Origin of the sequence: Streptomyces sp. NPDC097595 (assembly GCF_044761525.1) — a bacterium.
Taxonomy (GTDB): domain Bacteria; phylum Actinomycetota; class Actinomycetes; order Streptomycetales; family Streptomycetaceae; genus Streptomyces; species Streptomyces drozdowiczii_A.
The window spans coordinates 32408-58003 of record NZ_JBIWCN010000023.1 but is presented as its reverse complement, the minus strand read 5'-3'; the positions used below and the strand labels follow the sequence as shown (position 1 = coordinate 58003).

The 25596-nt window shown below is 69.8% G+C and carries 23 protein-coding genes and 1 tRNA gene; 10 read left to right on the top strand and 14 right to left on the bottom strand.

Annotation, left to right across the window (positions count from 1 at the left end):
- The first annotated feature begins 1327 nt into the window (after positions 1-1327).
- Positions 1328-1642: a hypothetical protein gene (locus ACIQZN_RS29570; protein WP_359312477.1), complete on the top strand. Its 315-nt coding sequence runs from the start codon at positions 1328-1330 to the stop codon at positions 1640-1642.
- Positions 1643-1697: 55 nt separating this feature from the next.
- Here the strand turns inward: ACIQZN_RS29570 and ACIQZN_RS29565 are convergent, their stop codons facing one another.
- The 4 genes from ACIQZN_RS29565 to ACIQZN_RS29550 form a co-directional block, all read right to left on the bottom strand.
- A complete protein-coding gene (locus ACIQZN_RS29565; RefSeq protein ID WP_404000206.1) occupies positions 1698-2150 on the bottom strand; it encodes a DUF5615 family PIN-like protein in 453 nt (150 codons plus the stop codon).
- Positions 2147-2821, bottom strand: coding sequence for a DUF433 domain-containing protein (locus tag ACIQZN_RS29560; RefSeq protein ID WP_164258863.1), 675 nt, complete (start codon positions 2819-2821; stop codon positions 2147-2149). Before ACIQZN_RS29560 ends, ACIQZN_RS29565 begins: the two co-directional genes overlap by 4 nt.
- Before the next feature lie 252 nt (positions 2822-3073).
- Positions 3074-3147: transfer RNA gene (locus ACIQZN_RS29555), tRNA-Pro, on the bottom strand.
- A 95-nt stretch (positions 3148-3242) separates the two neighbouring features.
- Positions 3243-4184, bottom strand: a complete 942-nt coding sequence (locus tag ACIQZN_RS29550) for a metallophosphoesterase (RefSeq protein ID WP_404000203.1) — start codon at positions 4182-4184, stop codon at positions 3243-3245.
- A 79-nt stretch (positions 4185-4263) separates the two neighbouring features.
- Between ACIQZN_RS29550 and ACIQZN_RS29545 the strand changes: the two genes are divergently transcribed.
- Positions 4264-4728: a GatB/YqeY domain-containing protein gene (locus ACIQZN_RS29545; RefSeq protein ID WP_404000201.1), complete on the top strand. Its 465-nt coding sequence runs from the start codon at positions 4264-4266 to the stop codon at positions 4726-4728.
- Positions 4729-4830: 102 nt separating this feature from the next.
- Here ACIQZN_RS29545 and ACIQZN_RS29540 read toward each other — a convergent pair whose 3' ends face one another.
- Positions 4831-7074, bottom strand: coding sequence for a transglycosylase domain-containing protein (locus ACIQZN_RS29540; protein WP_404000199.1), 2244 nt, complete (start codon positions 7072-7074; stop codon positions 4831-4833).
- A 519-nt stretch (positions 7075-7593) separates the two neighbouring features.
- Here ACIQZN_RS29540 and ACIQZN_RS29535 point away from each other — a divergent pair.
- Positions 7594-7947, top strand: coding sequence for a WhiB family transcriptional regulator (locus ACIQZN_RS29535; protein WP_199879120.1), 354 nt, complete (start codon positions 7594-7596; stop codon positions 7945-7947).
- Positions 7948-8004: 57 nt separating this feature from the next.
- Here ACIQZN_RS29535 and ACIQZN_RS29530 read toward each other — a convergent pair whose 3' ends face one another.
- Positions 8005-9327 (bottom strand): ArsA family ATPase, encoded by a 1323-nt coding sequence (locus ACIQZN_RS29530; RefSeq protein ID WP_404000197.1) that lies wholly within the window; start codon positions 9325-9327, stop codon positions 8005-8007.
- The gene (locus ACIQZN_RS29525) at positions 9324-10313 is read right to left on the bottom strand and encodes an ArsA family ATPase (RefSeq protein WP_404000195.1); all 990 of its coding nucleotides are present in this window, start codon (positions 10311-10313) and stop codon (positions 9324-9326) included. The genes ACIQZN_RS29530 and ACIQZN_RS29525 overlap by 4 nt, the downstream gene beginning before the upstream one ends.
- An 82-nt stretch (positions 10314-10395) precedes the next feature.
- On the opposite strand from ACIQZN_RS29525, the gene ACIQZN_RS29520 reads away from it, so the two are divergent.
- The 4 genes from ACIQZN_RS29520 (at position 10396) to ACIQZN_RS29505 (ending at position 12905) form a co-directional block, all read left to right on the top strand.
- Positions 10396-10554 carry a DUF4177 domain-containing protein gene (locus ACIQZN_RS29520; RefSeq protein WP_003991873.1) on the top strand — a complete coding sequence of 53 codons (159 nt, stop codon included), beginning with the start codon at positions 10396-10398 and terminating at the stop codon, positions 10552-10554.
- On the top strand, positions 10554-11024 hold the full coding sequence (locus ACIQZN_RS29515; RefSeq protein WP_164625462.1) for a RidA family protein: 471 nt from the start codon (positions 10554-10556) through the stop codon (positions 11022-11024). The genes ACIQZN_RS29520 and ACIQZN_RS29515 overlap by 1 nt, the downstream gene beginning before the upstream one ends.
- A gap of 124 nt (positions 11025-11148) precedes the next feature.
- The gene (locus ACIQZN_RS29510; RefSeq protein WP_404000192.1) at positions 11149-12078 is read left to right on the top strand and encodes an NUDIX hydrolase; all 930 of its coding nucleotides are present in this window, start codon (positions 11149-11151) and stop codon (positions 12076-12078) included.
- On the top strand, positions 12075-12905 hold the full coding sequence (locus tag ACIQZN_RS29505; RefSeq protein ID WP_404000189.1) for an MBL fold metallo-hydrolase: 831 nt from the start codon (positions 12075-12077) through the stop codon (positions 12903-12905). Before ACIQZN_RS29510 ends, ACIQZN_RS29505 begins: the two co-directional genes overlap by 4 nt.
- 47 nt (positions 12906-12952) lie before the next feature.
- Here ACIQZN_RS29505 and ACIQZN_RS29500 read toward each other — a convergent pair whose 3' ends face one another.
- Positions 12953-13627 carry a Crp/Fnr family transcriptional regulator gene (locus ACIQZN_RS29500; RefSeq protein WP_014046869.1) on the bottom strand — a complete coding sequence of 225 codons (675 nt, stop codon included), beginning with the start codon at positions 13625-13627 and terminating at the stop codon, positions 12953-12955.
- A 253-nt stretch (positions 13628-13880) separates the two neighbouring features.
- Between ACIQZN_RS29500 and nth the strand changes: the two genes are divergently transcribed.
- The 3 genes from nth to ACIQZN_RS29485 all read left to right on the top strand — a co-directional run bounded on the left by nth (position 13881) and on the right by ACIQZN_RS29485 (position 16880).
- A complete protein-coding gene (nth, locus tag ACIQZN_RS29495) occupies positions 13881-14810 on the top strand; it encodes an endonuclease III (protein WP_404000186.1) in 930 nt (309 codons plus the stop codon).
- Positions 14811-14872: 62 nt separating this feature from the next.
- Positions 14873-15586 carry an NUDIX hydrolase gene (locus tag ACIQZN_RS29490; protein ID WP_404000183.1) on the top strand — a complete coding sequence of 238 codons (714 nt, stop codon included), beginning with the start codon at positions 14873-14875 and terminating at the stop codon, positions 15584-15586.
- An 88-nt stretch (positions 15587-15674) separates the two neighbouring features.
- Complete coding sequence (locus ACIQZN_RS29485; protein ID WP_404000181.1) at positions 15675-16880, top strand: MarP family serine protease; 1206 nt, start codon at positions 15675-15677, stop codon at positions 16878-16880.
- A gap of 36 nt (positions 16881-16916) precedes the next feature.
- Here ACIQZN_RS29485 and ACIQZN_RS29480 read toward each other — a convergent pair whose 3' ends face one another.
- From ACIQZN_RS29480 to ACIQZN_RS29455, 6 genes are all read right to left on the bottom strand, one after another.
- Complete coding sequence (locus ACIQZN_RS29480) at positions 16917-17120, bottom strand: hypothetical protein (RefSeq protein WP_404000178.1); 204 nt, start codon at positions 17118-17120, stop codon at positions 16917-16919.
- 106 nt (positions 17121-17226) lie between these two features.
- Positions 17227-18171 carry an alpha/beta fold hydrolase gene (locus ACIQZN_RS29475; RefSeq protein WP_404000175.1) on the bottom strand — a complete coding sequence of 315 codons (945 nt, stop codon included), beginning with the start codon at positions 18169-18171 and terminating at the stop codon, positions 17227-17229.
- A complete protein-coding gene (locus ACIQZN_RS29470) occupies positions 18168-18698 on the bottom strand; it encodes a phage holin family protein (RefSeq protein WP_404000172.1) in 531 nt (176 codons plus the stop codon). The genes ACIQZN_RS29475 and ACIQZN_RS29470 overlap by 4 nt, the downstream gene beginning before the upstream one ends.
- A gap of 39 nt (positions 18699-18737) precedes the next feature.
- On the bottom strand, positions 18738-20144 hold the full coding sequence (gene nhaA / locus ACIQZN_RS29465) for a Na+/H+ antiporter NhaA (protein WP_404000169.1): 1407 nt from the start codon (positions 20142-20144) through the stop codon (positions 18738-18740).
- Positions 20145-20367: 223 nt separating this feature from the next.
- Positions 20368-22365, bottom strand: coding sequence for an acetate--CoA ligase (gene acs, locus ACIQZN_RS29460; RefSeq protein WP_404000166.1), 1998 nt, complete (start codon positions 22363-22365; stop codon positions 20368-20370).
- A gap of 184 nt (positions 22366-22549) precedes the next feature.
- Positions 22550-25429 (bottom strand): SulP family inorganic anion transporter, encoded by a 2880-nt coding sequence (locus ACIQZN_RS29455; protein WP_404000163.1) that lies wholly within the window; start codon positions 25427-25429, stop codon positions 22550-22552.
- Positions 25430-25596: the final 167 nt, after the last annotated feature.

Here is a 25596-nt window from a genome sequence, read left to right as displayed (position 1 = left end):
CTGCCCTGCTGCCCTGCTGCCCTGCTGCCCTGCTGCCCTGCTGCCCTGCTGCCCTGCTGCCCTGCTGCCCTGCTGCCCTGCTGCCCTGCTGCCCTGCTGCCCTGCAAATTTTGTCAAGTCTACCTGGCAGTGGCACTCGACAGGGGCGAATTGACCTGAAGAGGCGCGGTCGTCGGCGGGAGCCGGGTAGGGCATGGCCCTGATCATACCGATGGCGGAACAGCCGCTTCCTCGTCGTGTGTCCAGTACGGTGACTCCTGGTCGGCGATCCGGAGAGGTGGTGGTTCATGAACACCCGAGGTGAGTCGGAACGTCCCGTGGCAAGGGGCATGAACAGTCTCCCCGGCGATGTCGACGGACAAGTGGCTCAGGCGGGAGTCGTCCACGGAGGCATCTCCTTCAACTACCACGCAGCACAGGCCGCAGAGCACACGGTCCGCCGTACCGACCAGGTTCCGAGGCCGCCCCGCGGGTTCGTCAGCCGCCTGGGTGCCCTGGCCGAACTCGACCGCTTAGCCGGACAGGATGATGCTCCGGGCTGCCCGATCGGCGTGTCAGCGGCCTCCCTGGCATCGGCAAGACGGCAGCAGCCTGCCAATGGGCCCACAACAACCAACCGCGGTTCCCGGGCGGGCAGCTCTTCGTCGACTTTGCCGCGCTGCGCTCAGAAGCCGGCGGAGACGTTTCAGAGGCGCTCGCCGCCTGTCTGAGGGCACTTGGAGTACGGGACCAGTACCTTCCTGCGGGGCTCGCCAGCCGAAGGGCCCTCTACCAGGCCTTGTCCGCGGAGCGCCGGATGCTGGTGGTGCTGGACGACGTCACCCGCCCGGCCCAGGTCATCGCCCTGCTGCCCCAAGGGCCAGGCAGCGCCGTACTGGCGACCAGCGACACCGAAGGCGCGTCAGCGGTCCTTTCCCGGGCTGCTGACGATCTGCACCGGACTGCCAGATGCCCTTCGCCCGAGTGGGCCGTGCCTACCGCTTCACCGACGCCCATCTCGCCGAGATCATGCGCCTCCACGAGGAGCGACCGACCGTCGCTGCGCGGCCACCGTCCCCCGGAGCCCCGCCTGCGGCCGCTGCCCGACGCTCGAGCGCCCCCGAGCCGGGTGCACCCTCCGCCCGCCTGCGCGCCGGGCCGCCGCGCCGATCCGACCGAGCCGCATTCGACACCGCCGCGTAGAACGCCGCACCGAAGAGGAAGGAAACGTACTTAGGTTTCACAGAGAAGCGCGGAAGCTACTGGCGTGCCCGATACAAGACCGCTCCCGGCAAACAAGTCATGCTCCGCTGAGCTGAATGAACGTTCCGCACTCTGGAGGAGTCACGTGGCAATCCGTAAGAGCATGGAGGAGGTCCTCGTGGTCGCCGGGCAGCGCGAGGAGTGGCTTACCCGTTGCGAACAGGGCCTCATTGCCGCAGGTTTCAAGGACGTGCGGTCACTCGCAGACCTCGGGCAGGTGACGGGCACGTATAGAAAGTTCCCCACCTGGGGCGAGCTCACGATCACGGTCGTCCCGGGCGCTCAGTCGGGATACATACGGCTGACGCTTCACTCGACCGCCGCAGTCGACAACATCTACGCCATTTTCTCCAGCCCGAACAAGAAGGTTCTCGAGGCTGCGAAGGCCGGTTTCGCGTGAGCCCAGCACCGTCCGGAACTCGGAGTTGCGGCGTGGTCGGAACAGCCGTTGCGGATCAGCCCGTGGGCCAGAATTTGGGTGCGTCCGCCTGAGGGTCGACGGTGCGGACACGGGTGGCGCGAGTTGGGTCGACAGAGGTGAGGGAGACCAGACGTTGGCCGTCTGCGACTGATAGCTCGGCCAGAGCGTGGGGGAGACCTGCGCAAACGGTGGCGATGGCCGAGCCCAGGCCGACTAGCCCGCCGTGCTTGTTGTTCTGTCGGTACTCGATCCGATGGAGCCCGGATGCAGCGATTGCCGCGACTTCATGGTGCCGGCTCATCTGTTTGGTGTCGTTGGTGAGGACTGCGTCGAAGCCTTCAGCGCGGGCCTTCTCGAACAGCTCGATGTCTTTGGTGCCAGCCCATCCGGGCAGGTCATGCACGTGCAGGACGTCATGAGCCTTGAGAAGGATGCGGACGATGTCGGCCATAGGACGCGGCACGTTCTCGTCGAGCAGCAGCTTCAAGCGGCGCCTCGGCTCGCACCTGCGCCTGCACCGGTTGGCGTTCCGGTGTAGCTGTCGACGTAATCGGTGAAGTCGGTTGCTTCAAGTGCTGCTCCGGCGCTGACCCCGGGGAAGAAGTCGGCGATCTGCTCCGGAGGAATTCCATCTCGGATCAGGGCTGCGACCTCGGCTGCGGGGACGCGAGTGCCACGGATTACCGGCTCACCGCCGCGTACGGATGGATCCACGGCGACATCTGGGCGGGGGGACAGCAGGTCGGGAATGTGTCGGCCGTTCCGGTAGAACGGGGCTAGGACATCGACGAGCTGGTGGATGACGAGGTTGCTTTTGCCACCCTTGCGGCCGATCAGGTCGACGGCATGGTCAGGATCGGCCAGATACACCGTGCCCCCGTCGGTGACGAGCTGGTAGGCAGAGAGGTGCTCTCGCTCACCCAGATCATCCCTGAGGGAGTCCACTGCGCGACGGATCCGCTGCAGCGAGGTCTCCTGCCGGAGGCGCACGCAGGTTCGCAGTGCAACGACATCTCGGAAGGAGTACAGGATGGGCCGTGTAGCCGAGATCTCTGGGACGAGGACTGCGCCTCCTGCGCCTGAGGCGTGACGCCAGTGCGAGAGCTGGGCCATCGTCGCGCCGGACAGCGCCGCTGCGAGCTTCGGTTCGTACGACATGGCCCCTCCTCTCTGTGCCTACCCGTATGAGCGCGACCGTACTGCATTCTCTGTCGAGGGCCCGCTCAGTGCGACCCCTTCGAGACAGGGGAGTCTGAACGTCTTGCTGCGTGGTGGCTGCCCTTCCAGCGCCGGGGCCGGGGAGCCGCCTTCCCGCACTTGGCTCCCAAACGGCTCCCAAGGCACCCCCGGAAACCACTCAGGGGCCTGATCCACTAAGTGGATCAGGCCCCTGACTTGGTCTTACGGCTGTCGGGGTGGCGGGATTTGAACCCACGACCTCTTCGTCCCGAACGAAGCGCGCTGCCAAGCTGCGCTACACCCCGATCGCCGCCGGTCTCCCGGCGACATCGACAACTCTAGCCCACCGGCGCCCGGAGACGAAATCCGGTTTTTGTCGTGATCGGCGGGGGTGGCCCGGTCAGGCGTCCCTGGGCGTCAGGGTGAGCAGGGTCGCCTCCGGAGGGCAGGCCAGGCGGACCGGGGCGTAGCGGCTCGTACCGCAGCCCGCCGAGACGTGGAGGTAGGCGCGGTTGCCGCCGGAGTAGTGGATGGAGAGGCCCTTCACGCGGTCCGTGTCCAGGTCGCAGTTGGTGACCAGGGCGCCGTAGAAGGGGATGCAGACCTGGCCGCCGTGGGTGTGACCGGCGAGGATCAGGGGGTAACCGTCCGTCGTGAACGCGTCCAGTGAGCGCAGGTACGGGGCGTGGACCACGCCGATCGAGAGGTCGGCGCCCGTCTCGGGGCCGCCGGCCACCTCGGCGTAGCGGTCGCGCTTGATGTGCGGGTCGTCCAGGCCGGTGAAGGCCAGCTCCAGGCCGTCCAGCTTGAGGCGGCCGCGGGTGTTGGAGAGGTTGAGCCAGCCCGCCTCGTCGAAGGCGTCCCGCATCGGCTCCCACGGGTTGTGGACGACGCCGGTCGCCGGGGCGTTGCCGTTGAGGCCGTGCTTGCCCGACGCCTTCTCGAAGAGATAGCGGACCGGGTTGCGCAGCTTGGGGCCGTAGTAGTCGTTGGAGCCGAACACGTACACACCCGGGAACTCCATCAGCGGGCCGAGCGCGTCCAGCAGCTCCGGTACGGCCTCGGGGTCGGAGAGGTTGTCGCCGGTGTTCACCACGAAGTCGGGGCGCAAACCCGCCAGGGACTGGAGCCAGGCCCGCTTCTTGCGCTGTCCGCTGACCATGTGCACGTCGGAGACCTGGAGGACGCGCAACGGGCGCGCCCCACTCGGAAGCACCGGGACCGTGACCCTGCGCAGGCGGAACGAGCGGACCTCGAAGCCTGCCGCGTAGGCGAGACCGGCGGCGCCGGCCGCGGCGGTGACCGCCGTGATTTTCAGGGGTACTCCGTAGCGTGCGCGCATGCGCCCATCGTCGCAGACGTCGTGCGCCCGCAGGAAAACAGGCGGGCGCCGGGCGCCCCGCACCTGCCACAATCACCTCATGACCACGCTCAAGTCCAAGCTCAAGGAAGACCTCACCACGGCCATGAAGGCGCGTGACGAGCTGACCTCGTCCACGCTCCGGCTGACCCTCACCGCGATCACGAAGGAAGAGGTCGGCGGCAAGACCGCCCGCGAACTCTCCGACGAAGAGGTGCAGAAGGTGATCGCCAAGGAGGCCAAGAAGCGCCGTGAGGCCGCCGATGCCTTCGCCAAGGGCGGCCGGACCGAGCAGGCCGAGCGGGAGAAGAAGGAGGGCGCGATCCTCGACGCGTACCTCCCGCAGCAGCTGAGCGACGAGGACCTGACCGCGATCGTGGCCTCCGCCGTGGACGACGCGAAGGCCGCCGGGGCCGAGGGGCCGCGTGCGATGGGCGCCGTCATGAAGATCGTCAACCCGAAGGTCGCGGGGCGCGCCGAGGGCGGCCGGGTGGCCGCCACGGTGAAGAAGCTCCTCGCCGGCTGAGCGAAGGCCTGGCCGGCCGCGTGTAGAGCTGGCTGCGCATATACGAGGGCGGGGCGCTCCGGATGATCCGGAGCGCCCCGCCCTCGTCTGCGTAACGGCTGATCAGGGACCGTTCGTGCCGCCGTCGTTCTGACCGCGGCCGTGGCCGTTGTTCCCGCCGAGGACGTCCGGCGGGATGCTGATGCCGGGGAACGGGTTGTTGTCGCCGCCGGGCTTGTTGTCGCCCGGCTTCTTCTTGTCCCCGCCCTTGTTCTTGTCCTTGTCCTCCTTCTCCTTCGCCCGCGGTACGTCGACCGGGTTGAAGGAAGGGGTCTCGGACGGGCTCAGGGCGCCGGTCATCGCCGTCTTCCAGATCGGACCGGGCAGGCAGCCACCGCAGACCTTGTCGTAGAACTGGCCGCCGATGACAATGCCGGTCATGTCGTTCTGGTGGGCGCCGTCGCTGCCGACCCATACCGCTGTGGACAGGTTCGGCGTGTAGCCGACGAACCAGGCGTTCTTGCGCCCGTCGGTGGTGCCGGTCTTGCCCGCGTTGTCACGGTCGCTGAGGCCGGCCTGCGTGCCGGTGCCGTCCTCGACGACGCCCTTGAGCATCTGGTTTATGGTGTCGGCCGTGTGCTCGCTCATCGCGCGGTTGCACTGCGGCTTCGGTACGTCGACCGGCTTGCCGTTCGGCTTGGTGACCGAGAGGAGCGCGACCGGGGTGCAGTACGTGCCGCGGTTGGCGAAGGTGGCGTACACCGAGGCCATGGCCAGCGGAGTCGACTCCTGCCCGCCCAGCGTGGTGTTGGCGACCTCCCACAGCGGCTTGTTGTCGCCGCGTTCGTAGCCGACCTTCTTCGCCATCGCGAGCGTCTCGCAGAGACCGGTCTTCTGCTCCAGCTTCGCGAAGTAGGTGTTGATCGACTTGCCCAGCGCGCCGGTCATGTCGAACATGCCCTTTTCCGACTCCGTCTCGTTCTGCACGCTCCACGGTTTGTCGTCCGTGGGTGCGCCCGCACAGGTGCGGAAGGAGTCGGCCGGCAGGGAGATCTTGCGCGGGGTATCGAAACTCTGTGCCGGGCTGATGCCCTTCTCCAGCGCCGCCGCCGCGGTGATCGGCTTGAACGTCGACCCGACCTGGAAGCCGGCGTAGCTGCCGCCCATGGCGTGGTCGACGGAGAGGTTCAGCATGGTCTGGTGCTTGGAGGCGTCGAGACCGTACGGCCGGGACTGGGCCATTGCCAGGATGCGTCCGGTGCCGGGCTGGACCTGAACGACCGCGTCGGCGACCTTGTCGTCCTTGTTGACCCGGGAGACGGCGGCCTCGTTGGACGCGGCCTGCGACCTCGGGTCCAGGGTCGTCTTGATGGTCAGACCGCCGGTCGCCCAGAGCTTGGCGCGGTCCTTGGCGGTCTTGCCGAAGGCCGGGTCGTTCTTGACGATCTTCGAGACGTAGTCGCAGAAGAACCCGGCACCGCTGACGGCCGTGATGCAGCCGTTCTGCGGCCGCTTGACCTTCAGCTTGATCGGGGTGGCCTTGGCCTTGTCGGCCTCTTCCTGCGAGACCTTGCCGATGTCGGCCATCCGCTGGAGCACGGTGTTGCGGCGCTTGGTCGCTTCCTCCGTGTCGTTGATGGGGTCGTAGCGGCTGGGCGACTGCACGATCCCTGCCAGCAGCGCCGCCTCCTCCAGCTTCAGGTCCTTCGCCGACTTGGAGAAGTAGCGCTGGGAAGCCGCCTCGACGCCGTATGCCTGCTGCCCGAAGAAGGTGATGTTGAGGTAGTTCTCCAGGATCTTCCGCTTGCCGAGCTCTTCCTCGACCTGGATCGCGTACTTCAGCTCCTGGACCTTGCGGCCCAGCGTCTGCTGGGTGGCCTCCGCGACCTTGGCCGGGTCGTCGCCGGCCTCCTCCACGAAGACGTTCTTCACGTACTGCTGGGTGAGGGTCGACGCGCCTTCCGCCGTACCGCCCGCCTGAACGTTGCGGTTCAGCGCGCGCAGGATGCCCTTGAGGTCGACCGCGCCGTGCTCGTAGAAGCGGGCGTCCTCGATCGCGATGATCGCGTTCTGCATGTACGGGGAGATGCTCGTGAGCGGCACCACCGTGCGGTCGCGTTCGTAGACCGTGGCGATCAGGCCGCCCTTGCTGTCGAGGATCTTGGTGCGCTGACTCAGCGGCGGGGTCTTCAGGTTGGCCGGGATCTCGTCGAACCCGTCGACCGTCCCCTTGGCCGCGAGGCCCAGTGCTCCGGCCGCCGGCAGCGCGATGCCCGCCAGGACGACTCCGGAGAGTGCGGCGACACCGAGGAACTTGGCGGCCTGCTGGGTCGTGGTGAGACCCCCGCCCGAGCGCTTCTTTGGCATGGGGGCAGCCTAATCCGTAGATATGAGTGTTCCGTGGGACCGGGGGCCTCTCGGAGCGTTCGCGTACCGGACCGTGACATTCGGAACCGGCGTGGGTGCCGCGCTGCGGCTGCTGGACCTGGTGGCATGGTGACGCGAGGGGGCTAGGTTCCCATTCGCCGGACACACGGATATGCCTTGGCCTAAGCTGCTCTCAACTGTCACAGCAGTCCGGTTCCGTATCAACCCCCGTGCACGATCCGGCCACACACCCGGCGCTCCCGAATTCGCCCCGTGTGTCACCGAACGTCCGATGTGGTTCTGGCAGACTGTCCCGATTCCGACGGGATAGTCCCGCATGTCCTCACCTCACTCCCCTGGGTGATCTGCCGTATACGCATAGTCCGTTCGGGCCATTCAAGATTGGGCCCGAAGGGGGTGTTGTGCTGTCGCCACCTTCCGTAACGTCCTCAACTGGCAGCGGTGAATATGCCGCTGCCGCCGTGGGGGAGCCTCGATTCGGGAGAGGACGGCGCCGGGATGGGCTGGGTAACCGACTGGAGTGCGCAGGCAGCCTGCCGCACTACTGATCCGGATGAACTGTTCGTACAAGGGGCAGCGCAGAACAGGGCCAAGGCGGTGTGCACCGGATGCCCGGTGCGGACCGAGTGCCTGGCCGACGCGCTGGACAACCGCGTCGAGTTCGGCGTGTGGGGCGGGATGACCGAGCGGGAGCGCCGCGCGCTGCTGCGGAGACGGCCGACCGTGACGTCCTGGCGCCGACTGCTGGAGACCGCCCGTAGTGAATACGAGCGCGCCTCGGGCATCCTGCCCGTGGCGATCGGTCTGGAGGACAGCGAAGAGCTGCACGAGACGTTCGCCGCCGTCGGCTAGCCCCCGGCGGTCCGTACGTTGTACGGGTTACGTGGACGGCTTACGTAGTACGAGGGGCTAGGCAGCTCCGTCCGGTGCGGAACCGGACGCGAGGCGGTCCCCGATGGCTCGCAGGCCCGAGAGGTCATGGACGTCTCCGGGCAGCGCGGCCACGGCGGTCACGGCCACCTCGGGGTGGAGTGTGGTGAAGCGGTCGCGTGTGTCCTGTTCGCGCGCGACCACCTGCATCCGCTCGGCATGCAGACGGAGCAGCCCTGCGGTCAGTTCTTCGGTTGTGACGGCTGCCGTGCTGTCGGGCCGGGGTTCGGAGTCCGTGGTGGGTGCGGGCCCGTCCGTGGGGGAGTCGGCGGGCTCACGAAGTCCAGCCTTCCCGGCCGCCTGATCCACAATGCCGTCGGTTTCAAGATTTTCTGCTTCAAGTTTCTCCGCGCCGGCCAGCGCCTGCTCGGCGGAGAGCCGCACCGCTTCGCTGCCGTGGACCCGGTTGAGCACCAGCCCCGCGAGCGGCATGTCCTCGGCGGCCAGGCGCTCCACGAAGTACGCCGCCTCGCGCAGGGCGTCCCGCTCCGGAGTCGCGACGACGAGGAAGGCCGTGCCAGGTGCCTGAAGGAGTTTGTACGTGGCATCCGCGCGGGTACGGAAGCCGCCGAACATGGTGTCCATCGCGGCGACGAACGTCTGTACGTCACGCAGGAACTGACCGCCCAGCAGCTTGCCCAGTGTCCCGGTCATCATCGACATGCCCACGTTGAGGAACTTCATCCCCGCGCGGCCGCCCATCTTCGCGGGCGCCATCAGCAGCTTGATGAACTTCCCGTCCAGGAACGACCCCAAACGCTTCGGGGCGTCCAGGAAGTCCAGCGCGGAACGCGACGGCGGCGTGTCCACGACGATCAGGTCCCACTCGTCCCGCGCCCGGAGCTGCCCCAGCTTCTCCATCGCCATGTACTCCTGCGTGCCCGCGAAGCCGGCCGACAGGGACTGGTAGAAGGGGTTCTCCAGGATCGCGCGGGCCCGCTCGCCGTCCGCGTGCGCCTCGACGATCTCGTCGAAGGTCCGCTTCATGTCGAGCATCATGGCGTGCAGCTCACCGGAGCCCTCGATGCCCTTCACCCGGCGCGGGACGTTGTCCAGCGAGTCGATGCCCATGGACTGGGCGAGCCGGCGGGCCGGGTCGATGGTCAGGACGACGACCTTGCGGCCGCGCTCCGCCGCCCGCACCCCGAGCGCCGCCGCGGTGGTCGTCTTCCCGACGCCGCCGGAACCGCAGCAGACGATGATCCGGATGCCCGGGTCATCGATCAGGGCGTCGGTGTCCAGAGCCGGTACGGCTTCCGCAGGAGCACCGCCGCCCTCCCCCGCCTTCGTGCGCGCTGTCATGATCCCGCCCCTCGTCCGGCTCCCGCTTGCCCCGCGCCCTGTTCCCGCAGCGCGGCCGCCAGGTGGTCGAGCCCGGCCCGGTCCACCCCCTCGCCGATCAGCGGCAGCTCGTACCCCGGCAGACCGAGCCCGGCCAGCACGGTGCGCTGCTCACGCTCCAGCGCGACCCGCTGGGTGTGCTCGGCGGCCTGCTCGACCAGGGGGCGTACGAGCCCCGCCGCGCCGGTCACGCCCGCCCGCGTCAGCGTCTTGGCGATCTCCTTGCGCCGTCCGCCCACCGTGGCGCGCAGCGCGTCCCCGTCCAGCAGCTGCGGGCGCACCATGTTCACGATGACCCGGCCCACCGGCAGTTCGGCGGCGCGCAGCTCCGCGATGCCGTCCGCGGTCTCCTGGACCGGCATCTCCTCCAGCAGCGTCACCAGGTGCACCGCGGTCTCCGGGGACTTCAGCACCCGCATCACGGCCTGCGCCTGATTGTGTATCGGGCCGATCCGGGCGAGCCCGGCCACCTCGTCGTTCACGTTGAGGAAGCGGGTGATGCGGCCGGTCGGCGGGGCGTCCATGATCACGTAGTCGTAGACGAACCGGTTCTGCCGGTCCTTGCGGCGGACCGCCTCGCACGCCTTGCCCGTCAGCAGGACGTCCCGCACGCCGGGCGCGATGGTGGTGGCAAAGTCGATCGCGCCGAGCTTCTTGAGCGCCCGGCCCGCGCTGCCGAGCTTGTAGAACATCTGGAGGTAGTCGAGGAGCGCCAGCTCCGCGTCGATCGCGAGCGCGTAGACCTCGCCGCCGCCCGGGGCGACGGCGATCCTGCGCTCCTCGTAGGGGAGGGAATCCGCCTCGAAGAGCTGGGCGATGCCCTGTCTGCCCTCGACCTCCACGAGGAGGGTGCGCCTGCCCTCGGTCGCGAGGGCGAGCGCGAGGGCGGCGGCGACCGTGGTCTTACCGGTACCGCCCTTGCCGCTGACGACCTGGAACCTGCTCACGTATTCGAGCCTAACCAGTCGCACCGCGGGCTACGCACGAGGCTGCGCGTGCCCCGGATCGCGCAGGCATTACAGTCGGGCCATGACCAAGTGGGAATACGCGACCGTGCCCCTTCTCGTGCACGCGACCAAGCAGATTCTGGACACCTGGGGCGAGGACGGCTGGGAGCTGGTCCAGGTCGTTCCCGGCCCGAACAACCCCGAGCAGCTCGTGGCGTACCTGAAGCGGGAGAAGCAGTAGTGGCGGGCGCCGTCGAGGCGAAGCTCGCCGAGCTCGGACTGCCGCTGCCGGCCGTCGTGCCGCCGCTGGCCTCGTACCAGCCGGCCGTGCAGTCCGGGGTGTACGTGTACACGTCCGGTCAGCTGCCCATGGTCGACGGCAAGCTGGCGGTGACCGGCAAGGTCGGCGCCGAGGTCACGGCCGACGAGGCCAAGGAGCTCGCGAAGACCTGCGCGCTGAACGCCCTCGCCGCCGTGAAGTCGGTGGCGGGCGACCTGGACCGGATCGCGCGGGTCGTGAAGGTCGTCGGCTTCGTCGCCTCGGCCACCGACTTCACCGGCCAGCCCGGCGTGATCAACGGTGCGAGCGAGCTGCTGGGCGAGGTCCTCGGGGACAAGGGTGTGCACGCCCGCAGCGCCGTGGGCGTCGCCGTGCTGCCGCTGGACGCGCCGGTCGAGGTCGAGATCCAGGTCGAGCTGACCGGGGTCTGATCCGTACCGTCTCCACCCCTGATCCCGTCCGGTCGTGAGGACCGGGCGGGATCTTGTGTGTACACGCCATGTACGGATCCGGGGGCCTCTCGAACATCGACGCGGTTCCGGATAGCCTCCGGCCATGTCCAATGGTCAGTGGTACCCCCCGGAATGGCCCGGCCGGATCAGGGCCCTCGCCGCAGGCGAGCTGACGGCCGCCGAGCCCCGGCGGGCCGCCACCGTGATGCTGCTCCGGGACGACGCCACCGGCACCGGGGGCGCACCCGCCGTCCACATGCTGCGCCGGCGCACCTCGATGGCCTTCGCCGGAGGGGCGTACGCCTATCCGGGTGGCGGCGTCGACCCGCGCGACGACGACCGGCTCGTCCGCTGGGCCGGGCCCGCGCTGGAGACCTGGGCGCACCGGCTGGGCGTCGGCACACCTGCCGAGGCACAGGCGGTCGTCTGCGCGGCCGTCCGCGAGACGTACGAGGAGGCCGGGGTCCTGCTGGCCGGCCCGACGCCGGAGACCGTCGTCACCGACACCACGGGCGACGACTGGGAGGCCGATCGCGCGGCGCTGGTCGCGCGGGAGCTGTCGTTCGCCGAGTTTCTGGAGCGGCGCGGCCTGGTGCTGCGCTCGGACCTGCTCGGCGCGTGGGCGCGCTGGATCACCCCGGAGTTCGAGCCGCGCCGCTACGACACGTGGTTCTTCGTCGCCGCGCTCCCCGAGGGCCAGCGCACCCGGAACGCCTCGACGGAGGCCGACCGCACGGTGTGGATCACCCCGGGCGACGCGGCCGACGGATACGACCGGGGCGAGCTGCTGATGATGCCGCCGACCGTGGCGACGCTGCGGACACTGCGGCCGTACGCCTCCGCCGCGCAGGCGCTTGAGGCGGCGTCGGACCAGGACCTCACCCCCGTACTCGCGCAGGCCCGTCTGGACGGTGACGAGCTGGTGCTGAGCTGGCCGGGGCACGAGGAATTCACCAAGCACGTTTCCACCGCGGGTGCGGACGAAACGCACGCCGGGAAGAACAAGGGCGACACGGAAGGCGGTGCGGCATGAGTGACGCGGCGGCGCTGCCCGGACAGCCGCGCGGCAGCGTGCTGTCCGGTCCCGCCACGGCCCGTACGGTCAACGTCCTGGCGCCCAACCCCTCGCCGATGACGCTGGACGGGACCAACACGTGGATCGTGGCCGAGCCCGACTCGGACCTCGCGGTGGTCATCGACCCGGGCCCGCTGGACGACGCCCATCTGCGGGCCGTCATCGACACCGCCGAGCGGGCGGGCCGCCGGATCGCGCTGACGCTCCTCACCCACGGCCACCCCGACCACGCGGAGGGCGCGGCGCGGTTCGCGGAGCTGACCCGGACCAAGGTGCGCGCGCTCGACCCGGAGCTGCGGCTCGGCGACGAGGGACTGGGCACGGGCGACGTGATCACGACCGGCGGCCTGGAGATGTACGTGGTGCCGACGCCGGGCCACACGGCGGACTCGCTGTCGTTCCACCTGCCGGCCGATCAGGCGGTGCTGACCGGGGACACGATCCTCGGACGCGGGACGACGCTGGTGGCGCACCCGGACGGGCGGCTCGGGGACTATCTCGACTCGCTGCGGCGGCTGCGCTCGCTGACGGTGGACGACGGGGTCCATATGGTGCTGCCCGGGCACGGACCCGTGCTGGACGACGCGCAGGGGGCGGTCGAGTTCTATCTCGCCCACCGCGCGCACCGGCTGGCCCAGGTGGAGACCGCGGTGGAATCGGGCTACCGGACCTCGTCCGAGGTGGTGGCCCACGTCTACGCGGACGTGGACCGTTCGCTGTGGCCGGCCGCGGAGCTGTCGGTGCGGGCGCAGCTGGACTATCTGACCGAGCACGGGCTGATCTGACATGCGTGCGGGGCCCCGCCGATGCCGGCGGGGCCCCGCATGTCAGATCAGCGCGACCGCTTGGCCAGCCGCTCCACGTCCAGGAGGATCACCGCGCGGGCCTCCAGACGCAGCCAGCCGCGGCCGGCGAAGTCGGCGAGGGCCTTGTTGACCGTCTCGCGGGACGCGCCGACCAGCTGGGCCAGCTCCTCCTGCGTCAGGTCGTGCACCACGTGGATGCCTTCCTCGGACTGGACGCCGAAGCGGCGCGACAAGTCCAGGAGGGCGCGGGCGACGCGGCCGGGCACATCGGAGAAGACCAGGTCGGACATCTGGTCGTTGGTCTTGCGCAGGCGCCGGGCGACGGCGCGCAGGAGGGCGGTGGCCACCTCGGGGCGCGCGTTGAGCCAGGGCTGGAGGTCGCCGTGGCCGAGCCCCAGGAGCTTGACCTCGGTCAGCGCGGTGGCGGTGGCGGTGCGCGGGCCCGGGTCGAAGAGCGAGAGCTCACCGATCAGCTCGCCGGGGCCGAGGACCGCGAGCATGTTCTCGCGACCGTCGGGGGAGGTGCGGTGGAGCTTCACCTTGCCCTCGGTCACCACGTAGAGGCGGTCACCCGGGTCACCCTCGTGGAAGAGCGCGTCACCGCGCGCGAGGGTCACCTCACTCATCGAGGCGCGGAGCTCCGCGGCCTGCTCGTCATCGAGCGCCGCGAAAAGCGGGGCGCGCCGCAGAACGTCGTCCACGAGTTCTCTCCTTGTCGGCCTGTTCAGGGAACCGTGGTCCCCATCATGCCGGACGGTAAAACAGTGCGATCAATCACAAACCAGTTTGACGCACGCGCGTGCCGAGGGGCACGGCAGGGGGCCGATTGGGGGCGGATCACCCGTGACCGGGGCGGATGTCAGTGCCGGGCTCTAGGCTGGCCGAGTGTCCGGATTGCCGGTGAGAGCGCAGGCCAAGGGGGCTGATGGGGTGTCGGAGGGCCGTGATTCCGCTGTGGGCGAACAGGGTGCGGACAAAGGGAAGAACCTGAAGAAAACGGCGGAAAGCGCCACCGGGACGGCGAAGAGCCGGTCCGCCGGTCCCGGCTCGGCCAGGCGGGCGAAGCCGGCGGAGACCGGGGCGTCCGGAGCCGCCGCGCCTAAGAAGAAGCCGGGACGGCCGGAATCGCATCTGGCCATGGTCCGCCGCGCCCGCCGGATCAATCGCGAGCTCGCCGAGGTCTACCCGTACGCCCATCCGGAGCTGGACTTCCGGAATCCGTTCGAACTGCTCGTCGCCACGGTTCTCTCCGCCCAGACCACCGACCTGAGGGTCAACCAGACCACGCCCGCCCTCTTCGCCGCCTATCCCACCCCCGAGGACATGGCCGCCGCGGTTCCGGAGAAGCTGGAAGAGCTCATCCGGCCCACCGGCTTCTTCCGGGCCAAGGCGAAGTCGCTGCTCGGGCTGTCCGCCGCGCTCCGCGACGACTTCGGCGGCGAGGTGCCCGGCAAGCTCGCGGATCTCGTCAAGCTGCCGGGAGTCGGCCGCAAGACGGCCAACGTTGTGTTGGGCAATGCCTTCGGAGTGCCCGGAATTACCGTGGACACCCATTTCGGGCGGTTGGTCCGGCGGTGGAAGTGGACCGAGCAGGAGGACCCGGAGAAGGTCGAGGCGGAGGTCGCGGCGATCTTCCCCAGGAGCGAGTGGACCATGCTCTCGCACCGCGTCATTTTTCACGGCCGCCGCGTCTGCCATGCCCGTAAGCCCGCCTGCGGCGCCTGCCCGATCGCCCCGCTGTGCCCGTCGTACGGTGAGGGCGAGACGGACCCGGAGAAGGCCCGCAAGCTCCTGAAGTACGAGATGGGCGGCAAGCCGGGCCAGCGGCTCAGCCCGCCGCCGGACTACCCGGGAAGCCCGGCACCTCCCCTGGGCGCCGACTGACGCGGACCGCCGCTGCGGAACGAATCGCGGGACGACGGGCGTTGTGAGACGGAGGGGTGCCTATGAAGACGCATGAGACCGGCACGGAGCGCGGTGGGGCGGACGGCCCTGCGGCCATGGTTTCGGAGGAGGGGCTGCCCGACTGGCTCGACCCCGTCGCCCGTGCCGCGCGCACCGTGCGGCCGCAGCAGCTCAGCCGCTTCCTGCCGCCGGAGAACGGCGCGGGGCGCCAGTCGGCCGTGCTCGTCCTGTTCGGCGAGGGCGCGCGCGGCCCCGAGCTGCTTCTGATGGAGCGCGCCGGAAGCCTGCGCTCCCATCCCGGCCAGCCGTCGTTCCCCGGCGGCTCGCTCGACCCCGAGGACGGCGACCAGGCGACGACCGGGCCGCTCAGGGCCGCTCTGCGCGAGGCCGAGGAGGAGACCGGCCTGGATCCGCGCGGGGTGCAGATCTTCGGTGTGCTGCCCCGTCTCTACATCCCCGTGAGCAGCTTCGTGGTGACCCCGGTCCTCGGCTGGTGGCGGGCACCCAGCCCGGTCGGTGTGGTCGACCCGGGGGAGACGGCGCGGGTCTTCACGGTCCCCGTGGCGGATCTCACGGACCCGGCCAACCGGGCGACGGCCGTCCACCCCAGCGGTCACCGGGGCCCGGCATTTCTGGTCGAATCAGCACTCGTCTGGGGATTCACGGCCGGCGTGATCGACCGGATCCTGCACTTCGCGGGCTGGGAACGCCCCTGGGACAGAGCCAGGCAGGTGCCGCTCGACTGGCGCGCATGACAGGCTGACTTCCGTGCTCCGCCGATCCGGGACCGCCCGGGCCACGGAGACGTACGGGCCCGGTGACGAATCTGCGAGGCTATAGACGGTGAACGTGCTGGACATCCTGCTGCTGGCCGGAGCCGTGTGGTTCGCGGTCATCGGCTACCGCCAGGGGTTCGTCGTCGGCATTCTGTCGGTGATCGGGTTCCTGGGCGGCGGTCTCGTCGCCGTCTACCTCCTGCCGGTCCTGTGGGACCAGATGACGGACGGTTCGGAGGTCTCCTCCACCGCGGCCGTCGTCGCGGTCGTCATCGTGATCGTGTGCGCGTCGGTGGGCCAGGCGTTCACCACCCATCTGGGAAACAAACTCCGCCGGCACATCACGTGGTCGCCCGCGCGCGCCCTGGACGCGACCGGCGGCGCCCTGGTCAACGTGGTGGCGATGCTGCTCGTCGCCTGGCTCATCGGCTCCGCCCTGGCGGGCACCTCGCTGCCGACGCTGGGCAAGGAGGTCCGCAGCTCCTCGGTCCTGCTGGGCGTCTCCCGGGTGATGCCGCCCCAGGCGTCCACCTGGTTCACGGACTTCTCCTCGGTCCTCGCGCAGAACGGCTTCCCGCAGGTCTTCAGCCCGTTCGCCAACGAACCCATCACCGAGGTCAGCGCCCCCGACCCGGCGCTGGTCGGCAGCCCCGTCGCCGCGCGCGCCAAGCAGTCCATCGTGAAGGTCGTGGGTACGGCCCCGAGCTGCGGCAAGGTCCTCGAAGGCACCGGGTTCGTGTTCTCCGACCGCCGGGTGATGACCAACGCCCACGTGGTCGGCGGCGTCGACGAGCCGACCGTCCAGATCGGCGGTCAGGGACGCCTGTACGACGCGAAGGTCGTCCTCTACGACTGGCAGCGCGACATCGCCGTACTCGACGTCCCGGACCTCGACGTGAAGCCCTTGCAGTTCACCGGTACCGACCGCGACGCGGAGACGGGCGACAGCGCCATCGTCGCGGGCTTCCCGGAGAACGGCTCGTACGACGTACGCTCCGCGCGCGTGCGGGCCCGCATCGACGCCAACGGCCCCGACATCTACCACCGGGGCACGGTCCGCCGTGATGTGTACTCGCTCTACACCACGGTCCGCCAGGGCAACTCCGGCGGCCCGCTGCTGACCCCCGAGGGCAAGGTGTACGGAGTCGTGTTCGCGAAGTCGCTCGACGACCCGGACACGGGCTACGCGCTGACGGCGGACGAGATCCGCGACGACATCACGCAGGGCCGTACCGCCAACCAGCAGGTCGACAGCCAGGGATGCGCGCTCTGAAGGTCTCCGGGCGGCCCGTGCGGGACCGTCGGTGCGTCAGTTACGGGGATGGCGCAGCCGCGCCGAGACCCAGCGGGCCCTGCGGCGCAGGATGCGTGAGATGCCGAGCCGAGGATCATGCATGACGTGCAAAGCGTGCACCCGGCCCTGAAGGCCGTCCCCCTCATGAAGGCCCGGAACCGCCGTGGCGGTCGAGCGACGGTTGCGTGCTGCGTCACCGAAGTCGTGCGTCCAGCCCATACCCGGACGTCTGCCCGTGCCTCATGGTCCGTAATCGCCTATCCGTCAGCCAATTGGCTTATGCGCCGGGCACGTGGCCGTTCGTAGGACATGTGTGCCAGAACGGCTAGCGATCCGGCTCGGAATCCTTGAGCCAGTTGATGAGTTCGGCCGAGAACCCCGCCGGATCCTCCTCATGCGGGAAGTGACCCAGACCGTCGAAAAGTCGCCAACGATAGGGCGCCTCGACGTACTCGCCGGACCCGGCCGAGCTGCGGGTGCGGACCGCCGGATCGAGTGAACCGTGAAGGTGCAGTGTCGGCACCCGAACGGGCCGCTTCATGCGCCGGTTGAACTGGATGCCGTCCGGGCGCGCCAGCGAGCGCACCATCCACCGGTACGGCTCGATCGAGCAGTGCGCCGTCGAGGGGATCGTCATGGCCCGCCGGTACACGCCGAGCGTCGCCTCGTCGGGGAACTCCGCCTTGCCCGGCCCCGCCCAGTCGCTGATCAGCCGGCCCACCAAGGCGCCGTCGTCGGCGACGAGCTGACGCTCCGGCACCCAGGGCCGCTGGAAGCCCCAGATGTACGAGCCGGCCCGGGACTGCGCGAAGTCGGAGAGCATCGAGGAGCGCCACCGGCGTGGGTGGGGCATCGAGGAGACGACCAGCCGGCGCACCAGCTTCGGGCGCATCACGGCCGCGGTCCAGGCCAGGTATCCGCCCATGTCGTGGCCGACGAGGGCGGCGTCCGGCTCGCCGAGGGACCTGACCACGCCCGTGATGTCGAGCGCCAGGTTGGCGGGGTCGTAGCCCCGGGGTGTGCGGTCGCTGCCGCCGACGCCGCGCAGGTCCATGGCCACGGCCCGGAAGCCGGCCTCGGCGAGTGCGGGCAGCTGATGGCGCCAGGTCCACCAGAACTGCGGGAAGCCGTGCAGGAGGAGGACGAGCGGCCCTTCACCCATTTCGGCGATGTGGAAGCGGGCGCCGTTCGCCGCGACGTCCCGGTGGGTCCAGGGGCCGTCGAGGCGGACGGGGCCGCCGGCCGGGGCGGACGGTGCGGGAACGGTCATGTGGACGAGCGTGCCACAGCCGACGCCTTGTCCTGGACCGGTGCGCTCTCGATGGCCCGGTCGGAGCGGGTGCTGCCGCCCACCGGGATGATCGCGTCGGCGGCGGTCTCGGGGCGCGGGTGCGGCTTGACGCCCTGAAGGACGGCGGCGGTCTGCTTGGCGGAGGCGATGGACTTCTCCGGCGGCTTGACCTTCTTGATCTTCGCGTAGCCGAACAGCGCGAGCAGAACGCCCAGCAGGATGAACGCGCCGCCCACGATCAGGAACGACCAGGCGAGGCCAAGACCCAGGTTGTGGATGCCGTACGCGGCCGCGAAGCTCAGCACCGGGATCGCGAACAGGATCAGCACGCCGGTGACGATGAACGCCACACTGCCGATGACGCCGCGCTTGACGTCCTGCCGCACCTCGGCCTTGGCCAGGGCGATTTCGTCGTGCACCAGCGCCGACAGTTCGGCCGTCGCCGACGCGACCAGCTGGCCGAGACTGCGGTCGGCGCCGCCCGCGTAATTGCCGGGGTCGCTCATCCCTGACTCCCTCTCCTGTTCAACACGTCCGATGTCAGATCATGCCGGACTGTCCGGCCTGTTGCTCGCTGCCCCCGCCAGTCGGGCAAGGCGGCGGTGCTCGGCCGCCTTCTCCTCGTAGATCGCGGCCATCCTCAGGTGGTAGGCCGGATCGTCCTGTTCGTAGACGTCCGGAACCCCGGAGCCGTCCTCGTCGAGTTCCTCGGCGTCGGACAGTGCCCTGTATCTGCGTACCCGCAGTTTGAGCAGTACACCGGAGAGTACGGCGGCAATGAGGGAGCCGAGCAGAACCGACGCCTTGATCCCGTTGATCATGTCGTCGTCACCGGCGAACGCGAGCTCGCCGATCAGCAGCGACACGGTGAAGCCGATGCCGGCGAGGGTGGCGATCGCGAAGACGTCAGCCCAGGCCAGGTCCTTGTTCAGCTCGGCCCTCGTGAGCCGGGTGGTCAGCCACGTACCGCCGAAGACGCCGATCGTCTTGCCGGCGACGAGGCCCAGGACGACCCCGAGGGTTTCGGGCCGGTGGAACACGGAGGCCACCGCGCCGCCGGAGAGGGAGACCCCTGCGGAGAACAGCGCGAAGACCGGTACGGCGAAGCCCGCCGACAGCGGGTGCACCAGATGCTCGATGCGCTCACCGGGGGAGTGCTCCTCGCCCTCACGGCGGGTGCAGCGCAGCATCAGGCCCATGGCGACACCGGCGATCGTGGCGTGCACGCCGCTGTTGTACATCAGCCCCCAGACGACCAGGGCGAGCGGCACGTAGACGTACCAGCCGCGCACACCGAGGCGGAGCAGCAGATAGAAGAGGCCCAGGCCGAGGAAGGCGCCGCCGAGCGCGAGGAAGTCGATGTCCTCGGTGAAGAAGACGGCGATGACGAGGATCGCGAAGAGGTCGTCCACGACGGCGAGCGTCAGCAGGAAGGCCCGGAGTGCGGCGGGCAGCGAGGTGCCGATGACGGCGAGAACGGCGAGCGCGAAGGCGATGTCGGTGGCGGTGGGGACCGCCCAGCCGTCCTTCGAGCCGTCACCGAGGACGTTCACGAGGGTGTAGACGACCGCCGGGACCGCCATGCCGCACAGCGCGGCGGCCACGGGGAGAGCCGCGGCCTTCGGATCGCGCAGTTCGCCCGCCACGAGCTCGCGTTTGAGTTCGACGCCGGCGACGAAGAAGAAGATGGCCAGGAGCCCGTCGGCGGCCCAGTGCTCCACGGAGAGGTGCAGACCGAGGGTTTCAGGCCCGATGTGGAAGTCGCTGACGGCCGAGTAGCTCGCCCCCGCGGTGTTCGCCCACACCAGCGCGGCCACGGCGGCGAACAGCAGGATGACGCCCCCGACGGTTTCCGTGCGCAGGGCGTCGGCGACGTAGTTGCGCTCGGGGAGCGGCAGCCGTCCCAGGAGGGTGCGGCGCGGGCCGGTGGGCGTAGGGGTGGGTGTGGCCACGGGGGGAGACCTCCGGGTCGGTACGGCAGCGATGGCATGGCTGATGCACTTGCCGACCAGACTTCCCGGCACCCCTGTGAAGATTTTCTTATCTTGTTGTTGATCAGCTGCCACTGTACCCGCGGGGCGTGACGGTGAGGATGCTCGGGAGCGGTGATCTCACCGTAAAGGCCCGAAGGGCACCCGGCGCGTTGCCGGGTGCCCTTCGGGTCGTGCGTCGGTGTCAGTCCTCGGAGGGAGCCGACGGCAGCTGGTTCTGGATGAGGTCCATGACCGAGGAGTCGGTCAGGGTCGTGACGTCGCCCAGGGCCCTGTTCTCCGCCACGTCGCGCAGCAGGCGGCGCATGATCTTGCCGGAACGGGTCTTGGGCAGCTCGGCCACCGGCATGATGCGCTTCGGCTTGGCGATCGGGCCGAGAGTCGCCCCCACGTGGTTGCGCAGCTCCGCGACCAGTTCGTCGGAGGAGGTCGCGGTGCCGCGCAGGATGACGAAGGCGACGATGGCCTGGCCGGTGGTCTCGTCGGTGGCGCCGACCACGGCGGCCTCGGCGACCGCGGGGTGCGAGACGAGCGCCGACTCGACCTCGGTGGTCGAGATGTTGTGGCCGGACACCAGCATGACGTCGTCCACCCGGCCGAGCAGCCAGATGTCGCCGTCCTCGTCCTTCTTGGCGCCGTCGCCGGCGAAGTACTTGCTTTCGAAGCGCGACCAGTAGGTGTCGAGGAAGCGCTGGTCGTCGCGCCAGATGGTGCGGAGCATCGACGGCCACGGCTCGGTGAGGACCAGGTAGCCGCCTCCGCCGTTCGGGACCTCGTTGGCCTCGTCGTCCACGACGGTCGCGGAGATGCCCGGCAGGGCGCGCTGGGCACTTCCCGGCTTCGTCTCGGTGACGCCGGGCAGCGGCGAGATCATCATCGTGCCGGTCTCGGTCTGCCACCAGGTGTCCACGATCGGGCACGTGTCGGCACCGATGTGCTTGCGGTACCAGATCCACGCCTCGGGGTTGATCGGCTCACCGACCGAACCGAGGACGCGCAGGGACGACAGGTCGAACTTGGCGGGGATGTCGTCCCCCCACTTCATGAACGTACGGATCGCCGTCGGCGCGGTGTAGAGGATCGTGACCCCGTACTTCTGGACGATCTCCCAGAAGCGCCCCTGGTGCGGGGTGTCGGGGGTGCCCTCGTACATCACCTGCGTGGCGCCGTTGGCCAGCGGCCCGTAGACGATGTAGGAGTGCCCGGTCACCCAGCCGATGTCGGCGGTGCACCAGTAGACGTCGGTCTCCGGCTTGAGGTCGAAGACGGCGTGGTGGGTGTACGCCGCCTGGGTGAGGTAGCCCCCGGAGGTGTGCAGGATGCCCTTGGGCTTCCCGGTGGTGCCCGACGTGTACAGGATGAAGAGCGGCTGCTCCGCCTCGAACGCCTCGGGCGTGTGCTCGGCGGACTGGCGGCCGGTGATCTCGTGCCACCAGACGTCGCGGCCCTCGGTCCACGCGGTGTCCTGGCCCGTACGGCGGACCACCAGGACGTGCTCCACGCTGTCGATACGGGAGACGGCGTCGTCGACCGCGGGCTTGAGCGCGGAGGGCTTGCCGCGGCGGTACCCGCCGTCGGCCGTGATGACGACCTTCGCGTCCGCGTCCTGGATGCGGGCGGCGATGGCGTCGGCGGAGAAGCCGCCGAAGACCACCGAGTGCGCGGCGCCGATACGGGCGCAGGCCAGCATCGCGAAGGCGGCCTCGGGGATCATCGGGAGGTAGACGGCGACCCGGTCGCCCTTGCCGACACCGAGCTCGGTGAGGGCGTTGGCGGCGCGGGAGACCTCGTCCTTCAGCTCCGCGTAGGTGATGGCGCGGCTGTCGCCGGGCTCGCCCTCGAAGTGGATGGCGACCCGGTCGCCGTTGCCCGCCTCGACGTGGCGGTCCACGCAGTTGTACGCGACGTTGAGCTCGCCGTCCGCGAACCATTTCGCGAAGGGCGGGTTGCTCCAGTCGAGGGTCTCGGTCGGCTCGGTGGCCCAGGTCAGGCGGCGGGCCTGCTCGGCCCAGAATCCCAGCCGGTCCGCTTCGGCCTGCTCGTACGCCTCAGCGGTGACGTTGGCGTTGGCGGCCAGCTCGGCAGGCGGAGCGAACTTCCGCTCTTCCCGAAGCAGGTTGGCCAGGCTCTCGTTGCTCACGACTTCTCCCAGTCCCAGGGTGTCCGTTGTGTCCCGGGGCATAGCTCATCAGTCCCAAGGCCAGGTGACAAGTGCCTGCCGGGAATTGGTTTAGACCTGTCTCTCGTGTATAGAGGCATGATCCCGCCTTCGCGCGGTCGCGGCACGGTGGAGCACTCCGCCGGTGCGGACGCTTCCGGCACGGAAGCGGGATCACTAGGTCTTACGGATCCGAGGTGCCTGCGGTTCAGGCGCCGGTACGGGCGGGCTCCGCCGGGTGCGCCGGTGGGACCGGGTGCGCCGGTGGATGCGGGTGCGCCGGTGGGACCGGGTGCGACGGTGCGATCGGCTCGAACACCTCGGCCGTGCCGCTCTCCGCGCTCGCGCCCTCGTCCAGCAGATACGACTGGGCCTCGGCCACGTGGAAGTACATGCCGTGGAGCTGAAGGGTGCCGTCGGCGATCCGGCGCTCCACCGATGGGTGGGCTCTCAGATGGTCGAGCTGCTGGACGACGTTGGTCAGGCAGAGCTGCTCCACCGCGTCGGCGGGCAGTCGGCCGGAGAGCCGGACCGGGGTGTCGCCGGCCGAGGACATCCGGGCCAGGCTGGGGAGCCCGTGTCGGAGCCAGCGCCACAGCGATGTGTCCGGGGCTTCCGGGGCGGATCCCAGCAGCGCGTTCATCGCGCCGCAGTCCGAGTGGCCGCAGACGGTGATGGACTCGACGCCGAGCACGTCCACCGCGTACTCGATCGCGGCCCCCACCGAGTGGTCGCCCTCCTCGGCGTCAGGAGGTGGCACCAGGTTGCCGATGTTCCGCACGGTGAACAGGTCGCCGGGCCCGCTGGCCGTGATCATGCTCGTCACCAGGCGGGAGTCCGCGCACGTGATGAAGAGCTGCGAGGGGCTTTGGCCCTCCCTGGCGAGTCGTGCCAGCTCCCCCCGGACGAGGGGTGCCGTATCCCGCTGGAACGAACTGAGACCCCGGACCAGCCGGTGATCGCGGACTGCGCGCGGGGGCCGGCCGACGGATGCGGGCTGCTGGGCGGAGGCGGCGGGAATGCCGGTCGCGGGGGACTGCGTCCGTGACGGGGGTGGGGGCTGTGGGAGGCGAGGGGCGGGCTCGGAAAGGGGCACAGAGTCGGTGGTGGTGCCGGGGGCGGTGCCGGTGTGGGGCGGGGTGGCGGGGGTGAGGGCGCCCGGGGCCGGGCCGGCGGTGGTCGCGATCCCGGTGGGGATGGTTGTTGCGGTGTCGGCGGTGTCGGCGGTGTCGGCGGTGCCGACGTGGCCCGGCGGGTGGACCGCGTCCAGGGTGCTCCCCGTGCGCTGCGGGGCCTCGGCCGCCGTGCCGGCATCCGCGCCGCCGTTGGCCTCTGCGGGAGGGGCGTGCTCGGGGCGGTCGTGGCAGTGGTGGTTGCGCCAGGGGGTCCATGGCCGGCAGCAGGAGTGCGCTGCCGCGGCGGGCTCGGCGATCCTGCCGCCGGACCTCCCGGCGAACGCCACCTGGCCGCCGTGGGCCGCATGGGCGTTGCTCCAGTCCTGGATCGTCTCGTATGCGGCGTGGTCCATGAACGAGCCGTCCAGCTCCACGACCACATCGGCATCCTGGGGGAGTCGCCCCAGCACCCGGCTGAGGCGGGGAACGGCCAGGAAGGTCAACTGGCCCCGTACGACCACGAGATGTTGCCCGTTCTGTTCGGACACCGAGATCCGGGTCCGGCCCAGCCGGTGCAGCGCGACGGCCACCGCGACGGCGATGCCGATGACCACGCCCTTGAGCACGCCGACGACCAGCACCCCGGCGATGGTCGCGCCGTACACCAGGAACTCCCGGTGCTTATGGACGTTGCGGATGTGCGCCAGGCTCACCATCTTGAGGCCGACCATCATCACCAGTGCTCCGAGGGCGGCCAGTGGAATGCGTTCCAGCACACTGACGAGCAGGGCGGACGCGACCAGGATCCAAACGCCGTGGAGCACGGTGGACGCGCGGCCGGTCGCCCCGGCTCTCACATTCGCCGAACTGCGCACGGCTCCACCGGAGACCGCGAGTCCCCCCAGCAGGCCCGATACCGCGTTGGCGACGCCTTGTGCGCGTAGCTCCCGATCGAGGTCGGAGCGTTTGAGGAGGGGCGGCGCGGGCCGCTTGGCGGAGTCCGGGCCGGCGTGCGCGGCGGCTGCTTCGTCGGCCGGTGCCTCTCCCGACGGCGTAGAAGAGCCTGTCGAGTGCGCACGGCTCCGGTCGGCGGCCAGCTTGTCCACGGCGACGGCGGCGAGCAGCGACTCCAGGCTGGCCACCAGCATCATCGTGAACACGGCTGTAGCCAGGCCGAGCACCGGTCCGTGCGGCATTTCGGGCAGGGCGTGCGAACGCCATGAGGGCAGATCGACCCGGGCGATCGACGGCGCCGCCCACGCGGCCACGGCCGTGGCCAGACCCACGGAGGCCAGGGCCGCAGGAGCCCGGCGCAGGAACCGCCCGGTCCGCCCGGGCAGCAGTGGCCACAGGACGAGGACGGCTACGGTGAGCGCGCCGATCAATGGGGCGGCGGGACTGACACGTGCCAGCTGATCGGGGAGATGCAGCACGTTGGAGATGGCCGAGCTCTGCGGTGAACCGCCCAGCACGATGTGCAGTTGAGCGAGCGCGATGGCCACGCCGATGCCGGCGAGCGTGCCGTGGACGATGGCGGGGCTGACAGCGAGTGCGCTGCGGGCCGCTCGCAGTGAGCCGAGCGCGAGCTGAAGCAGGCCCGCCCCGATCGTGATGGCGCAGGTGGTGCGCCAGCCGTAGATCTGGATCGTCTCGGCGGTGACCACGGTCAGTCCGGCGGACGGGCCGGAGACCTGCAGGGGGGTGCCGCCGAGGAGTCCGGCGACGATGCCGCCGACCGCGGCGGAGATGAGACCCGCCTCCAGGGGGGCTCCCATGGCGACAGCCAGACCGAGCGACATGGGGATGGCGAGCAGAAAGACAGTGATGGACGCGGACACATCGGCGCCCGAGATACGGAACCGTCCGCCGCGCGGCGGCGGGGGCGGGCTGTGTGGTCGCTTGACTCCCGAGGACCGGGAGGGGCGCGAACTGCGGGACGAGTGTTCGTGGCGAGTGGGCACGCAGGCAGACATATTTCCCGTCTCCTCCTGAGCGGCGCGGTCGTGGAACTCGATGGCGCGGCCGTGGGTCACGGCATGCAGCGGCGGGATATCTCAACTCTCGGTAAACAGACAGTAATGGAGAGTAAAGAGTCATGTCCAGGATTGAGGGCAAATGGGCCATCCAGCCACCCATTCCG

Bases quoted from the DNA above. Each gene is read 5' to 3' on its own strand.
- ACIQZN_RS29560 (WP_164258863.1), bottom strand. From the start codon at position 2,821: ATGTCGTACGAACCGAAGCTCGCAGCGGCGCTGTCCGGCGCGACGATG.
- ACIQZN_RS29550 (WP_404000203.1), bottom strand. From the start codon at position 4,184: ATGCGCGCACGCTACGGAGTACCCCTGAAAATCACGGCGGTCACCGCC.
- ACIQZN_RS29545 (WP_404000201.1), top strand. From the start codon at position 4,264: ATGACCACGCTCAAGTCCAAGCTCAAGGAAGACCTCACCACGGCCATG.
- ACIQZN_RS29540 (WP_404000199.1), bottom strand. From the start codon at position 7,074: ATGCCAAAGAAGCGCTCGGGCGGGGGTCTCACCACGACCCAGCAGGCC.
- ACIQZN_RS29535 (WP_199879120.1), top strand. From the start codon at position 7,594: ATGGGCTGGGTAACCGACTGGAGTGCGCAGGCAGCCTGCCGCACTACT.
- ACIQZN_RS29530 (WP_404000197.1), bottom strand. From the start codon at position 9,327: ATGACAGCGCGCACGAAGGCGGGGGAGGGCGGCGGTGCTCCTGCGGAA.
- ACIQZN_RS29520 (WP_003991873.1), top strand. From the start codon at position 10,396: ATGACCAAGTGGGAATACGCGACCGTGCCCCTTCTCGTGCACGCGACC.
- ACIQZN_RS29510 (WP_404000192.1), top strand. From the start codon at position 11,149: ATGTCCAATGGTCAGTGGTACCCCCCGGAATGGCCCGGCCGGATCAGG.
- ACIQZN_RS29505 (WP_404000189.1), top strand. From the start codon at position 12,075: ATGAGTGACGCGGCGGCGCTGCCCGGACAGCCGCGCGGCAGCGTGCTG.
- ACIQZN_RS29490 (WP_404000183.1), top strand. From the start codon at position 14,873: ATGAAGACGCATGAGACCGGCACGGAGCGCGGTGGGGCGGACGGCCCT.
- ACIQZN_RS29480 (WP_404000178.1), bottom strand. From the start codon at position 17,120: ATGGGCTGGACGCACGACTTCGGTGACGCAGCACGCAACCGTCGCTCG.
- ACIQZN_RS29475 (WP_404000175.1), bottom strand. From the start codon at position 18,171: ATGACCGTTCCCGCACCGTCCGCCCCGGCCGGCGGCCCCGTCCGCCTC.
- ACIQZN_RS29470 (WP_404000172.1), bottom strand. From the start codon at position 18,698: ATGAGCGACCCCGGCAATTACGCGGGCGGCGCCGACCGCAGTCTCGGC.
- acs (WP_404000166.1), bottom strand. From the start codon at position 22,365: ATGCCCCGGGACACAACGGACACCCTGGGACTGGGAGAAGTCGTGAGC.
- ACIQZN_RS29455 (WP_404000163.1), bottom strand. From the start codon at position 25,429: ATGTCTGCCTGCGTGCCCACTCGCCACGAACACTCGTCCCGCAGTTCG.